The 14113-nt window shown below is 71.2% G+C and carries 13 protein-coding genes; 8 read left to right on the forward strand and 5 right to left on the reverse strand.

Going from position 1 to position 14113, the window contains the following annotated elements:
• Positions 1–115: 115 nt before the first annotated feature.
• From VLJ82_RS13390 to VLJ82_RS13400, 3 genes are all read right to left on the reverse strand, one after another.
• Positions 116–1141 (reverse strand): alcohol dehydrogenase catalytic domain-containing protein, encoded by a 1026-nt coding sequence (locus VLJ82_RS13390; RefSeq protein WP_408663855.1) that lies wholly within the window; start codon positions 1139–1141, stop codon positions 116–118.
• A gap of 259 nt (positions 1142–1400) precedes the next feature.
• Entirely contained in the window at positions 1401–2153 is a 753-nt protein-coding gene (locus VLJ82_RS13395; protein ID WP_408663856.1) for a DUF2306 domain-containing protein, read from the reverse strand.
• A 138-nt stretch (positions 2154–2291) separates the two neighbouring features.
• Complete coding sequence (locus VLJ82_RS13400; protein ID WP_408663857.1) at positions 2292–3818, reverse strand: FAD-binding oxidoreductase; 1527 nt, start codon at positions 3816–3818, stop codon at positions 2292–2294.
• A 191-nt stretch (positions 3819–4009) separates the two neighbouring features.
• Between VLJ82_RS13400 and VLJ82_RS13405 the strand changes: the two genes are divergently transcribed.
• Positions 4010–4783, forward strand: coding sequence for an SDR family oxidoreductase (locus VLJ82_RS13405; RefSeq protein ID WP_408663858.1), 774 nt, complete (start codon positions 4010–4012; stop codon positions 4781–4783).
• 55 nt (positions 4784–4838) lie between these two features.
• On the opposite strand, the gene VLJ82_RS13410 is transcribed toward VLJ82_RS13405, so the two are convergent.
• Together VLJ82_RS13410 and VLJ82_RS13415 are read right to left on the reverse strand one after the other, a co-directional pair.
• On the reverse strand, positions 4839–5513 hold the full coding sequence (locus tag VLJ82_RS13410; protein ID WP_408663859.1) for a dihydrofolate reductase family protein: 675 nt from the start codon (positions 5511–5513) through the stop codon (positions 4839–4841).
• 23 nt (positions 5514–5536) lie between these two features.
• The gene (locus tag VLJ82_RS13415) at positions 5537–6919 is read right to left on the reverse strand and encodes a condensation domain-containing protein (RefSeq protein WP_408663860.1); all 1383 of its coding nucleotides are present in this window, start codon (positions 6917–6919) and stop codon (positions 5537–5539) included.
• A 512-nt stretch (positions 6920–7431) separates the two neighbouring features.
• On the opposite strand from VLJ82_RS13415, the gene VLJ82_RS13420 reads away from it, so the two are divergent.
• From VLJ82_RS13420 to VLJ82_RS13450, 7 genes are all read left to right on the forward strand, one after another.
• Positions 7432–9237, forward strand: coding sequence for an MFS transporter (locus tag VLJ82_RS13420; RefSeq protein ID WP_408663861.1), 1806 nt, complete (start codon positions 7432–7434; stop codon positions 9235–9237).
• 205 nt (positions 9238–9442) lie between these two features.
• Entirely contained in the window at positions 9443–10021 is a 579-nt protein-coding gene (locus VLJ82_RS13425) for a dihydrofolate reductase family protein (RefSeq protein WP_408663862.1), read from the forward strand.
• Positions 10022–10190: 169 nt separating this feature from the next.
• The gene (locus VLJ82_RS13430; protein WP_408663863.1) at positions 10191–10547 is read left to right on the forward strand and encodes a YciI family protein; all 357 of its coding nucleotides are present in this window, start codon (positions 10191–10193) and stop codon (positions 10545–10547) included.
• Positions 10548–11052: 505 nt separating this feature from the next.
• A complete protein-coding gene (locus tag VLJ82_RS13435; RefSeq protein WP_408663864.1) occupies positions 11053–11586 on the forward strand; it encodes an HNH endonuclease in 534 nt (177 codons plus the stop codon).
• Between the two features lie 89 nt (positions 11587–11675).
• Positions 11676–13112 carry an amidase gene (locus VLJ82_RS13440; RefSeq protein WP_408663865.1) on the forward strand — a complete coding sequence of 479 codons (1437 nt, stop codon included), beginning with the start codon at positions 11676–11678 and terminating at the stop codon, positions 13110–13112.
• A gap of 44 nt (positions 13113–13156) precedes the next feature.
• The gene (locus VLJ82_RS13445; protein ID WP_408663866.1) at positions 13157–13438 is read left to right on the forward strand and encodes a hypothetical protein; all 282 of its coding nucleotides are present in this window, start codon (positions 13157–13159) and stop codon (positions 13436–13438) included.
• On the forward strand, positions 13428–13991 hold the full coding sequence (locus VLJ82_RS13450; RefSeq protein ID WP_408663867.1) for a DUF5130 family protein: 564 nt from the start codon (positions 13428–13430) through the stop codon (positions 13989–13991). The genes VLJ82_RS13445 and VLJ82_RS13450 overlap by 11 nt, the downstream gene beginning before the upstream one ends.
• Positions 13992–14113: the final 122 nt, after the last annotated feature.

The raw sequence follows: 14113 nt of genomic DNA on the forward strand, positions 1-14113 counted from the left end.
GGCGGCACACCCGCGGTGAGGCATACCCGGGGGTGCGACCGCCGCCGGCAGGTCACGGCTGCCGAGAGCAGGGATGTGAAACGGCCTGGCTGGGAAAGGGAATTCTCCCGGCGAGTCAGTAGTTGATCACTGCCCGGAACCGGATGCGGCCGTCGCGCAGCAGGCCGACCGCCTCGTTGACCCGGTCGGCCGGGAACTGCTCGATCATCGGGGTCACCCGGCCGGTCGCCACCAGGTCCAGTGCCTCCGCCAGGTACGGCAGGCCGTCATGGCTGGCACCGATGATCTGCTGCCGCCGGGCCCAGAGCTGGCTGTTCGTCCCGAGGTTGAACGGGCCGCTGGGATCGATGCTGGCCATCACCAACCTGCCCTCGTCGCGCAGGCCGGGCAGCGCCTCCACCCCGGCCTGCGCGGCGGTCGCGGTCACCAGGATGACGTCCGCGCCACCGACCTCGGCCAACTGCTTGCCGTCGGCCACCACCTGATCGGCGCCGAGGCTGCTGATCAGCTCATGCTTGTCCGGCGTGCGGGTCACCGCGATGGTCTGGTAGCCGCAGGCACTGGCGAACTGCACCGCCAGGTGGCCCAGGCCGCCGATGCCCACCACCGCCACCCGCTCACCCGGCTGTGGCCGGCCGGCCCGCAGCGCGCTCCAGGCGGTGTAGCCGGCGCACAACACCGGAGCGGCCAGGTCGAAGCTGAGCTCGTCCGGTAGCAGTACGGTGCTGGCCGCGGTGGCCACGAAATACTCGGCATGCCCGCCCTGCACCGTCAGGCCGGACAACGCCGCCGGCCCCCGGCAACCGGTGCCGGCCATCCCGGTCAGCGGCGGGTTCGTCCGGCGGCAGTAGTCGCACCGCCCGCAGAGGGCCTGCACCCAGGTGGTGCCGACCCGATCGCCGACCTTGCGGGTGGTGACCCCGGCACCTACCTCGACCACCTCGCCGGCCGCCTCGTGTCCGAAGATCGGCGGGTTCATGGGCAACCTGCCGCCGAACGCCCCGTCACCACACAGCACGTCGTTGTGGCACAGGCCGGAGGCGCGCACCCGGATCACCACCTGGCCGGGCCCGGCGCTGACCATCGGCACCTCGATCAGTTCCCACCTGCCGGCGAAGCCGGGCACCGTCGCTGCTCTCATGGCGGCTCTCCTCGATGACGCGCACGTGCCTGATCCGGCCGGTCGCAACGGCCGGCACGGATCAGCAGTGATGGGTTCGGCTTTCTGCCGCACGGCACTCGGCCGTACGGCTTTCGGGTACCTACCTTCGCAGCCGTCCGCTGCCGGCGGCATCTCTCCGAGTGCGCAGCGCGGTGGTCGGCACCGTGGCCATCCCGGACGCACGAAAACGGCCCGGTGGGTTGCCGTGCGGCAATCCCACCAGGCCGTCCGGTGTGGGTCAGAGCACCGGCGCGGGGTAGGCGACGACCTGGCCGCCGGCCTTGCTGGTCCGCTTGGCGCGGCTCTCGATCCAGAGGTGGGCGACGAGCAGGTTGAGGATCCAGCCGAACCAGCTGGTGAAGTCCAGCAACACGTAGACGTTGACGTGCTTGACCAGCCCGGGCGAGGCGGTGAAGGCCTCGACGACGAAGCGGCCCCAGCTGGTGCCCAGGGCCAGGGCGAAGCTGTAGATCATCCAGCGCTGGTGCTCGACGTAGCGGTGCTGGCGGGCCCGCACCCAGCCGATCACGGTGGTGACGATCCACAGCACGCCCATGGTGCCCAGGCCCAGGCTGCCGGCCGAGCCCTGGCGCAGGATGAGCAACGCGGTCACGCCGAGCAGGGCCGAGGGCAGCGCACCGGCCAGGATGTAGACCTGGCCGCTGATCCGGTGCACCTTCGGGTGGTTGAGGCGCAGCCACGTCCACAGCTGCAACAGCAGCGTCACCATGGCGATGTTGCCGGTGACGATGTGGGCGACCAGGAAGCCGAAGTGCTCGCCGGTCCTCGACGGGTCGAGGCCGATGCGGGCCTTGTTCTCATCGAGGCTGAGGTACCTCGGCAGTCCGTAGAGGACGTTGAAGATGATGAGTCCGAGCAGGACCACCAGCCAGAGGTACGGCTCGCGCCAGAACGGACCCGGTTGTTCGGGGGTACCGGTCGGCGCCGGTGGAGCAGCGGCCGGGGCCGGTTCTATGAGTTCCTGGGTCATGGAGTTCCTAGGGTTGTAGTACGTAGATCCACAATGCGAATCGACTCTCGCACCCACCGCCGTGCCACTCATCTCCCAGCGTGCGGGATCGCGCCGCTCGGTTGCACGGCCGGAGGACGGGGTGCCGGCATCCGGCGGTCAGGCCGGTAGCCGGACCGACAGCCGGTGCCGGAACACGTTGCGCGGGTCGTAGCGCTGCTTGACCCGTTGCAGGCGCGGGTAGTTGTCCTTGTAGTACAGCGTGTGCCAGGCCACGCCGGAGGTGTTCCACGCCGGGTCGGCCAGGTCCGCGTCCGGGTAGCCGATGTAGGACCCGTCACTGACCGCACCGGGCACCGGTACCCCGCCGGTGTCGGCGTACACATCCCGGTAGAACCGGCGCACCCAGTCGATGTGCAGGTCGTCCTCGTCCCGGGCCTGCCAGTGTCCGGTGCTGAACGAGGCCTTGAGAACGCTGTCGCGCTGCGCGCTGGCAGTGGCGTCCGGCCGCACCGCGTTGACCTGACCGCCGAACGCGGTCAGCACCACGCACGCCTGCGGGTTGCTGTAGTCCGGGTCGGCGAGGTACCGGGCGATGGTGGCGAGCTGGCCGTCGGTGAAGCACCGTCGCAGGTAGGCCGCTTTGTGCTTGGACCGCCACAGCGGGTCGCTGGGCCAGCTGTAGGACGGCATCCACGACTCCATCCAGGCCACCACGTCCTGGGTGTCGGACGCCGGGGTCAGCCCGGTGCCCTCGCCGATCGCCCGGAACTGGTCTGCCAGCAGCTGCTCCGCCTCCGGCACCGCGTCGTCCACCACCGACGTCAGGACGACCATGCCGGACGAGCGGTGCATGGCGATGAGGTTGCTCCACACGTGCGCGGCCGGCGTCCCCGCCGCGCTGTTGTGCTCCAGCCAGTGGCAGTAGTTCCCGATCAGCCGGGCCAGGGCGGCCTCGCTCATCCCGTCCCACGACCACACCACGTCGCGGCGCCGCATGCGCTCCGGCGCCCTGGGCAGCAGCCCGGACGGGTCGTCGCCGGTCGCGTCCGGGCTGCGCAGCCAGAACCGGGTCACCACCCCGAAGTTGCCGCCACCGCCGCCGGTCATCGCCCACCACAGGTCCCGGTAAGGGTCGTCCGGCTCGCGGGTGGCCACCAGCACGTCGGCCTGCCCGGCCGGGTCGACCACCACCACCTCCACCGCGTACAGGTGATCGACCACCAGCCCGTCCCGGCGGGACAGGTGGCCGTACCCGCCGCCGGTCACGTGGCCGCCCACGCCCACCTCGAAGCAGGTTCCGCCCGGGATGGTCACGCCCCAGGCGTCGTGCAGCGCCGGGTAGACCTGGCCGAGCGTGGCGCCCGCCTCCACCTCGATCGCGCGCATCCCGGGGTCGTAGCGCACCCCGCTCATCGGCGACAGGTCCAGCAGCACCGCGATGTCGGGCGAGGTGGCGAAGTCCTCGAAGCAGTGGCCGCCGCTGCGCACCGCGATCCGCCGCCCGCTGGACACGGCCTCGTTGACCGCGTCCACCACGTGCGCGGTGCTGGCCGCGAGCCGGACGTAGTCGGGCCGGCCGGTGAACCGACGGTTGTAACCCGTCACCAACTCCGGGTACCGGGGGTCGGCGGGGGTGACGGTGACGGCGTCCGTCGCCGGCGCGTGCGGCTCTACGTCAGTCATGGCGTCCTCTCCAGGCGGTCTCAGCCGAGACTCACACCGCCCCCGACCGGTCGCATCCTTCATCGTGCCGGGCGGTGATTCCGCTTGTCGCGCACGGTGAAAGACGTGCCGGCCGGCCGGCGGTGCCACGATCTCCTCGGATTGCCCAGGCGCCGGACGAGGGCGCGCGGACCAGCCCCGAGGAGTTGCCGATGCTGCAGGACAAGGTTGTGGTGGTTTCCGGGGTGGGGCCCGGTCTCGGCCGCGCGGTCGCGGTGGGTGCGGCCCGGGCCGGTGCCGATGTGGTGCTCGCGGCCCGGAGCGGCACTGTCCTGGCGGAGGTCGCCGCGGAGGTGGAGCAGGCCGGCCGCAAGGCGGTCGTAATACCGACCGACATCACCGACCCGGCCGCGGCGGCCCGGCTGGTGCAGTCCACGGTGGACACCTTCGGCCGGGTGGACGTGCTCGTGAACAACGCGTTCGCGGTCCCGCCGCTCGTTCCGGTGGCCGAGCTCGACCCGGCCGCCGTGCACGCCGAGCTTGACACCGATGTGTTCGGCGCGATGCGGCTGACCCAGCTGTTCGCCGACCAGCTGGCCGCGACCGGTGGCTCGATCGTCATGATCAGCTCGATCGCGGCCCGGCTGTCCCGGCCCGGCTTCGGCGCGTACAAGCTGACCAAGAGCGCGCTGATCGCGCTGGCCCAGACGCTGGCCACCGAGCTGGGCCCGCGGGGTGTCCGGGTCAACGTCGTGGTGCCGGGCAGCATCTGGGCCGCACCGCTGCAGCAGTACTACGACTACCTGGCCAACGAGCGCGGCATGACCATCGAGCAGGTCTACGACGAGACCGCGGCGACCCTGGACCTGCGCCGGCTGCCGGAGGCCGAAGAGGTGGCCAACGCGGTGCTGTTCCTGGCCTCCGGCCTGGCCAGTGCCATCACCGGGCAGTGCCTGGACGTCAACAGCGGCGAGTACCACCACTGACGCATCCGGCACGGGTTTTCCTGCTGCTGCTGGGAATACGCCGCCGCGCGCCGGGTCAGCGCGACCGGTCGGCGGGTGCCGGTGACCGGCGCAGCCGCAGGTGCACCACCGCGGCGGTGGCGACGAGTTCCACGCAGTCGTAGCCGGGCGGACCGCCATCGGGTGTGGCGTCGGCGAACAGCCGCTCGCCGCTGCCCAGCAGCACGGGCACCAGCACCAGGTGCAGCTCGTCGATCAGCCCCGCGCGCAGGTACTGCCGGATGGTGTGCACGCCGCCGCCGATCCGGATGTCCCGCTCGCCGGCGGCCTCCCGGGCGCGCTCCAGAGCCGCGGAAATGCCGTCGGAGACGAAGTGGAAGGTGGTGCCTCCGGCCAGCCGCAGCGGCGGCCGGGCGTGGTTGGTGAGGACGAAGACCGGGTGGTGGAACGGCGGGTCCTGACCCCACCACCCGGTCCACGGGTCCGCCGGCCACGGGCCGCGGGTGGGACCGAACATGTTGCGGCCCATGATGGTGGCGCCCAGGCCGTCCTCGCCGGCCCGGGCGAACCGGTCGTCCGGGCCGTCCTCGCCGTCGTCGTGGCCCAGCGGTGCCCGGCGGCCCCGGGTGGCGAACAACCAGTCGTGCAACTGGTGCCCGCCCACCCCGAGCGGGTTGCCGTGGCTCTGCCGGGGGCCGGCACCGTAGCCGTCGAGGGAGATCGAGAAGTTGTTGACCCGTACCCGCGACATCGCGCGTCCCGGCCGCGAATCCGCTACCGCTTCTGCCATTCCTGATCCGGCCGGTCGGTCATCGCCAGGATCAGGTCGATGAAGTCCGATCCCCAGCCCTCGACCGTGCTCGCGTCCAGCGCATCGGGCTCGTACTCGATGCCACAGCGGAACTCGCCCGAGGGAACGACCACGAAGGTCCAGATCAGCCCGCCGCGGACCAGTGAGTTCGGCAGCTCCTCCGGGGTGACCACCGACTCGACGCTGGTGGCGAACTCGGTGTCGTCCTGCGCCACGGGTGAGTTGATGTAGTTGAACACCGGCATCAGGGCTTGCGGGTCCGCGGCCAGCGGATCCGCCGATCCCGGATCCGCGGCACCTCCCATCAGGGCGGGAGCCACCTCGGCGATCGCCACGAAGGGGAGCTGGTGCTTGCGGGCGTCCAGGCTGGTCTTGCGCGCGACGAGCATCAGGTCGCGGAAGGTCTCGCAGTTGCCGAATTCCAGCCGCAACGGAACGGGATTGACGAAGAATCCGATCGTGTCGTAGAACTCGGGGGACAGCCGGCCGCTGTTCGAGGTGAACAGGGTGATGTCGGTGGCGCCGGTAACCTTGTTCGCGAGCACCATGTACGCCGCCAGGAAGACGTGCCAGACGCTGCACCGACTCTGGGCAGCGCTCTCGGCGACCCTGGCGAAGCCGGCGGGGTCGATGGAGAAGGTTCCCATCGCGGTCCGGGGCGCACGGGTGTCCGGGCCGTGTGGCCGGTCGGCCGGCATGGTGAACAACTGGGCGCCGGCCAGCTTGTCCTGCCAGTAGTGGCGCGCGATCGCGGCCTTCTCGCTCTGCAGGAACTCCTGTTCCCAGGCCGCGAACTCCCGGTACGGCACCGGGGTCGGAAGTGCGTGCGGTATCCCGGTCACCCTGGCCTGGTAGCAGGCCGCGATCTCGCGGCGCAGCACGTCGGTCGACCAGCCGTCGCTGAAGAGGTGGTGCATGTGCAGGGTCAGCACCGCGTCGGAATCGTCGAACCGGTAGAGGGCGGCGCGCAAGGAGGGCTGGACGGAGAACGGCATCGACTCCTCGTTCATCCTGGTGAGCAGGTCGACGGCGAACTCGTCCCGGGCCGCCGCGGAAGGAACCGCGACGTCGTGCACGGTGATCGGGACCGGCAGCGGCGGCAGCACCTCCTGGTAGCCGAGGTTGCCGTCGGTCTCGCTGTAGTGCATGCGGGTACGCAGCGCCTCCTGCCGTTCCACCACATCCTCGAGGGCGCCCTCGAGCGACTGGAGAGACAGTTCTCCCTTGATGCGCAGCACCAACGGAATGACGTTGTGCGGCGAGCGGGCCAGACCGGTCGGGTCCCGTTGCCGGTAACTCAGCGGATACCGGGCAGTGGATTCTCCTAGGATCTCCGATGAGGCCACCTGAAGCTCCATTCTCTCTCGCTCGGCATGGTCGCTACATCCTGAAAGAACGCGCGCCGCTTCCTGACGAGCTCGGTCCCGGCACAGCTCTCGCTACCATGCTCCAGCCGTGCACCGCGGGCACCTTCGTCGTTGCTGGCACCTGCTTGCCGGCGCGTTCGGACCGCCGGCCCGGCGTTGTCCGCATGGTCGAAGATGTCGGCAGGCGATCTTGTCGGCAACCATGGACCGCGAGCGGGGCCAGCCCTCGCTGTGCTGCCCTTTCGTCATAACCCAGCACTGGATACCGGGCGTCAGCGTCCCCGAACGGATTGGTCACGACAACCTATGTGCTTTGCGCGATCCGGCCGGCTGCCGGCCGGCTCCGGGCGGACGGCTCGCTGACCGGGGTGCCCGGCAGGCCGCAGGTACGCGCGGCTAGCTGACTGTTCCGCAATTCCGCACCTTTCGAAAGATACCCCGCACGATGCGCCCGGCCAGGCGATGTCTGCTGCTGGTGGGAAGGATTTCCTATGGATCCCCTCGTCGACACCTCCGTCCCGATGGCCGGTAGGCGTGAGTGGCTCGGGCTGGCAGTGCTGGCCCTCGCCGGGCTGCTGCTGTCGGTGGATGCCAGCGTGCTGTTCGTGGCGCTTCCCGAGATAACCGAGAACCTGCGGGCCAGCAGTACCGAGCTGCTGTGGATCACCGACGTGTACGGTTTCCTGCTCGCCGGGTTCCTCGTCACGATGGGCCGGGTGGGCGACCTGTTCGGCCGGCGCCGGCTGCTGATCCTCGGCTCCGTCTGCTTCGGCGAGATCTCGGTGCTGGCGGCATACTCGACCGACGCCACCGAGCTCATCGCGGCGCGAGGCCTGCTCGGCGTGGTCGGGGCCACCATCGTGCCCTCCGCCATGGCACTGATCCCCATGATGTTCCCGAACCCGAAGCAGCAGGGCACGGCGCTCGCGGTGTTCGTCAGCTGCTTCATGGGCGGCGCGGTGCTCGGCCCGGTGGCCGGCGGAGTCCTGCTGACCCACTTCTGGTGGGGCTCGGTCTTCCTGCTCAACGTGCCGGTCATGATCCTGATCGTGGTGACCGCGCCGCGGCTGCTGCCGGAATACAGCAACCCCGCCGGGTCCAAGCTCGACCTGGCCAGCGTGGGTCTCTACCTGGTTGCCATCCTGCCCCTGATCTACGGCATCAACGAGCTCGGCCGGGTCGGCTGGCATCCGGGGCCGGTGATCGGCGTGCTGGTCGGGCTGGCGTTCGTCGTGGTCTTCCTGCGCAAGCAGCGCACCTCACCCGAGCCGCTGCTGGAACTGGGCCTGTTCCGGCACCGCGCCTTCAGTTCCGTGCTGACCCTCAGCCTGTTCGCCGGGGCGGCGCTGGCCGCGATGGGGCTGTTCTTCACCCAGTTCATCCAGGTGGTCCGGGGCTGGTCGCCACTGGCGACCGGCATGCTGACGGTGCTCTCCGCGCTGTCCATGATCACCGGCTCGCTGGTGGCCCCGGTGGTGGCGCGCAGGATCCGTCCTGGAACGGTGGCCGCCGCCGGGTTCGCCATCATGACCGTCGGCTTCCTGCTGATCAGCCGGGTGCAGGTGGACGCGCAGTTGGCCGTGCTGGTCATCGGGCTCGACATCGTCACCCTGGGTGCCGGCGCGTTCGTCTCGGTCGGCACCATCCTGCTGATGGGCTCGGTGCCACCGGAGAAGATCGGGGCGGCGGCATCGATCTCCGAGACCGGCGGTGAGCTCGGCACCGCGCTGGGCATCGCCACGCTCGGCACCATCGGCACCGCCATCTACCGCAACCTGCTCATCGTGCCGGTGGGCATAGAGTCCAAGGCCGGAAAGGTGGCCGGCGACGGCATCACCCTGGCCAAGGCAGTCTCCGATGCCCTGCCGGCGGGGATCCGGTCCGTTTTCGAGTACCCCGTGAACAACGACGCGATCATCCACGTCATGACCACGACGACGGCAGGCCCGGCGCTCGGCGGCAAGCAGGTGGTGAGCTCGGGCGGCGGGGTGCCGGGCACCTGGTCGGTCGGCGACCAGGGACTCGGGAAGGCCCTGCTCGAGGCCGCCAAGGTGGCCTTCACCACCGCCTTCCAGGGCGTGACGCTGATCGCTGCGGCCATGGCCGCAGCCCTGGCCGTGCTCGCCTACCTCACCCTGCGCCACCTGCCGCCGACCGGGGTCACGGCGCCGGCCGGCCCGGCTGAGGAGCCGGTCCTGACGGAGTCCGTCCCGGCGGAGCCTGTTTCGACGGGTCCCGCGCCGGTGGCCGCGGCGGTCGCCGCACCAGTGCCCGTCAGCGAGCACAGCAGCGGATAAACCGGACAGCCCGCGACGCGGGTCCCGGAAGCCGTCCCGACCGTGCCGGTAGCGGGTCCGCGGCCGGGCCGGCGGCTGCATCTTGCTGGATGTCGAGAACCTCCGGGCGGCTCCGACCTTACTGAGGGACCCATCCGCGGAATCCACCCGACGGTGTCGGGTCCCCGGACAGATCCTGCTACAGCAAAAGGGAGGAATGACGCCAATGCGGAAGATCATCCAGTGGGTGGTGGCATCGGCAGACGGATACGTGAACGGGCCGAACGGGGAGTTCGACTGGGCACCGCTGACTCCGGAGATGGCTGAGTACAGCGACCGGCTGCACGACCGGATGGATACCTTCCTGTACGGCCGCGGCGTGTGGGAGATGATGTCCGGCTTCTGGCCGGAGGTGCCCTCGGAGCCGGAAGCCGACGAGCACGACCGGGAGTTCGCCAAGCTCTGGCTGGAGACGCCGAAGGTCGTGATCTCCCGCACCCTGGACAAGGCCGACTGGAACACCCGGGTGATCAGCGACAACCTGGCCGAGGAGATCACCGCCCTCAAGCAGCAGCCCGGCAAGGACATCCTCATCACCGGTGGTTCCGGGATGCCGGCCTCGCTTACCGCGCTCGGCCTGATCGACGAGTACCACGTGGCCGTACACCCGGTCGTGCTCGGCGGCGGCAAGCCGCTGTTCGGCAAGCAGGACCGCATCAAGCTCCGGCTGGTCGACACCCAGACTGTCGACTCGCAGGTGGTCATCCTGCATTACCAGCCGGCTCAGCAAGCATCGGCTAGCTGACCAGACGCGGCGGCGGTGCGGCCCGGGCACCGCCGCCGCAGAGGTCTGGCTGGTCAGACGACCACCGGGGCGGATCCCGCGCACACCCGCCGGTTCCCGCCCGCGTCAGCAGCAGTACGATCTGCCCGTCTGGCTGGTATTTGGACTACATCCCCAGAAGGAGCCCAGATTGAAGTACATGCTGCTCATCTACAACGAGCCCAACGCTTTCCAGCGCCTTTCCGAGGACGAGCAGGAAAAGGTGATGGCTGATGTCGACGAGATCATGGAGGAGCTCAGCGCCAACGGCGAGATGGTCGGCGGCGCCGCCCTGGCCGATCCTTCCCAGACCCGGACGGTAAGGGTCGTCGACGGGTCGGTGGCCACCACCGACGGTCCGTTCGTGGAGGTGAAGGAGCATTTGGCGGGCTACGTCATGGTCGAAGTGTCTAGCCTGGAGCGGGCGGTCGAGATCGCGTCGCGCTGGCCGGACGCTCGCACCGGCGCGATGGAGGTCCGCCAGGTCCTGGACCCGCCCACCGAGTAGTAGGCGGACGCCGACGCCGCCGGCATCCGACCGGCGGCGTCCCTCCTACCGATCGGCGAGCCAGGCCCTCGCGCAGGGTGAGGTAGCCAGGCTCGCCCGGTGGCGTCTGCCACCAGGCCGGGCAAGACTGCCTCTTCCGGGTTGTCACTCCTGATCGCTGCACGCCGGTGACCTGGCTCCGGTCCGGCGTCGTTTCCAGCGCGTCGTTTCCAGCACGGGAACCGGGCTGCTCGGCAAACCTCACACCCCGGGTGCCCGCGTGCGCTTCCCGTTGACACCCGCCAGCTGCGGCACGGCCCGGACGGCAGGCGGCGCCCTGCCGTCCCGGGGTTCGCGCGCGTGTCGATCTTTTAATGGGTGCGCGAATCGCTCCGGTCGGGTTCACTGGACTCCGACACTCGGAGGAGATGCCGGTGACGGGATCGCGTGTGCTCTGCGTGTCGCACCGGCTCGGGTGCGACACGTGGCTGCCACGCGCGGGGAGATCGCCGGCGAGGGTAGCCGGATGAGCGGAGCCCTGGTCCTCAACGCCACCTACGAGCCGCTGTGCGTGGTTCCGCTGCGCCGGGCGATCGTGCTGGTACTGGCCGAGAAGGCCGTCGTGGTGGAGTCGGCCGGCGCGGTGCTGCACTCGGCCCGGTTGGCCATCGAGGCTCCCACGGTGGTCCGGCTCAGCCGCTTCGTCCGGGTGCCCTACCGCAGCCGGGTGCCGCTCACCCGCCGGGCGGTCATGCACCGGGACGGCTTGCGCTGCGCCTACTGCCAGCGCCGGGCCGACACCATCGACCACGTGGTGCCGCGCAGTCGGGGCGGCAAGCACGAGTGGGTGAACGTGGTCGCCGCCTGCGCGACCTGCAACCACCGCAAGGCCGACCGGCTGCTGGCCGAGCTCGGCTGGAGCCTGCCGTTCACCCCGAAGGAGCCGGCGGGCTACGTGGGCTTCGCGGTCGGCTACGTCCGGGAGCCCGCCTGGGAGCCGTACCTGGATGCCTGGGGCAACCGCGACGCCTGGAGCGACGGCGACCGGGTGGCCAGCTGAGCGGAGCGGTGACCGGCCAGCCGGGCTGAGCGGGGTGGCCGGGTGAGCCAGCCGGGTGCCGGGGTAGGCGGTACGGCTAGCCTGCCGGGATGGCCCAACTGCACGACCTGACCGCCCTGGAGGCGGCCGCCGCGATCCGCCGGCGCGAGGTCAGCCCGTCGGAACTGGTGGCGCACTACCTGGACCGGATCGCCCGGCTGGACTCCCGGATCGGCGCGTTCGTCGAGGTCACCGACGCCGCCGCCCGCGAGCAGGCCCGGCAGGCCGAGGCCGAGCTGCTCTCCGGTGCGCAGTTGCCGCCGCTGCACGGCGTGCCCACCGCGATCAAGGACCTGAACCTGACCGCCGGCGTGCCCACCCGGTTCGGCTCGGCCGCCTACCGCGACTGGGTGCCCGAGATCGACGACCACGTGGTGACGCTGCTGCGGCGGGCCGGCACCATCTCGCTCGGCAAGACCGCCACCCCGGAGTTCGGGCTGCCCTGCTACACCGAGACCGACATCGGGCCGCCGGCCCGGACCCCGTGGGACACCGGCCGGCTGGCCGGCGGCTCGTCCGGAGGCGCCGCGGCCGCGGTCGCGGCCGGCTTCGTCCCGATCGCGCAGGGCTCCGACGGCGGCGGCTCGATCCGGATCCCGGCCAGCGTGACCGGCCTGTACGGCATCAAGCCGTCCCGCGGCCGGGTCTCGCGCGGGCCGCTGGACGCCGACTCCAGCGGGCTGTCGGTGCTCGGCCCGCTGGCCCGGACCGTCCGGGACGCGGCCGCCTTCCTGGACGCCACCGCCAGGCCGCAGCCGGGCGACCCGTACTGGGCGCCGCCGCTGCCGGCCGGCGAGACCTTCCTGCAGTGGTGCGACCGGCCGCCGTCCCGGCTGCGGATCGGGCGCTACCTGCAGCCGCCGGTCCCCGGCGCGGAGGTCGACCAGGAATGCCGGACCGCCTGGGAGTTCGCCAGCGTGCTGCTGGAAAGCCTCGGCCACCAGGTGGAAGACATCGCGATGCCGCTGCCCGCGGCGGTGATCCCGGCCTTCGAGACGGTGTGGGCGGTCTCGGCGGCCAGCGCCCCGGTGCCCGCCGGCCAGCAGGACCGGCTGCGGCCGCTGACCCGCCACCTGCGCGAGCGCGGCGCCCGGGTGTCCGGGCCGGAGTACGCCGCCGCGGTGGGGATGCTCAACCTCATCAGCCGGCAGGCGGTGGTGGCGACCGCCGGCTACGACGCGGTGCTCACCCCGACGCTGGCGCTGACCCCGCGCCCGATCGGCTGGTTCTGCGGAACGGCCAGTGATCCGGTCGACCCGGCCGAGGACTTCGAGCGGCAGAAGCGGTTCACCCCCTACACCGCGGTCTACAACGCCAGCGGCCAGCCGGCGGCCAGCCTGCCGCTGCACTGGAGCGCCGACGGGCTGCCGGTCGGGGTGATGCTGGTCGGCCGGCCGGCGGGGGAGGCCGCCCTGCTGGCGCTGTCGGCACAGCTGGAGGCCGCCGCGCCGTGGGCCGACCGGCACCCGGCGCTCTGGCAGGCCTGAGTGCTTCGATACCGTGTGCCGACAGGCGTAGCGGAGGAAGGCGTATGAGCATCGTCGAGACGGCACTGATCTTCGTCGGCATCCCGGCCGCGGTGATCGTGGTGGTCGCCGCGCTGGTGTACGGCCGGGCAGCCATCCGCACCCCCCGCTACCGTCCCGGCAGCCCGTGGCAGTTCGAACCGGTCTGGTACCTGCCGCATCCCGAGCACCCGGGCCCGGTGTCGAGCCTGCCGCCGAGCAGCCTGGACGGCCGGGCACTGGTCGGCCGGGCCGGCCGGGTCGGCGAACCCGTGACCGCGAGCGGAGGTGCCAGCGGTGAGTGGTGACCCGCACGAGGAGACCGGCGCAACCAGCGTGCAGCCGCTGCACTCGGACCATTCGGCTTCGGTGGCCGGCCCGCGGCCCGACGCCGAGGACGCCGGGTCCCGGCCGGTCGACCCCTACGACTCCTCGCCGCGCGCCAAGGACCTGACCACCAAGCGGGTCTCCTCCGTCGGCGCGGACCGCCCGTTCAAGCCGGCCCAGCTGTCCCGGATCGACGAGGCGTTGACGCTGGCATCGCGCGAGACCGGACTGCTGTTCAGCGTCTACGTCGGAGAGTTGGGCTCGGCCACCCGTGCCACCGCCGAGGCGATGTTCGCCAAGCTCGCCGACCGGCACCCCGCACCGGTGCTGGTGGCCGTCTCGCCGGGCCAGCGCCGGCTGGAGATCGTCACCGGGGGCGAGTCGACCCGCCGCATCCCGAACCGGGTGGCGGCCCTGGCGGCGCTGGCGATGCGGGGCTCGTTCGCCAACGGCGACCTGACCGGCGGGATCGTCACCGGCCTGCGCCAGCTCGCCGACGCCGCCGGCCCCGCGGTCAGCGGGCCCGCCCACTGACCGCGGCCCGGGCTACCGGGCCGGCCCGTTTTCCGCGAGTTGCTTAGTTAGAGAATCCATCTTTCGATAAGCTGGAGCGCGATGACTGCCACGCTGCCTGACCGCGCCGGCGCCCACGCCGA

The sequence above is a fragment of the Jatrophihabitans sp. genome, assembly GCF_035474675.1.
Classification (GTDB): domain Bacteria; phylum Actinomycetota; class Actinomycetes; order Mycobacteriales; family Jatrophihabitantaceae; genus Jatrophihabitans_A.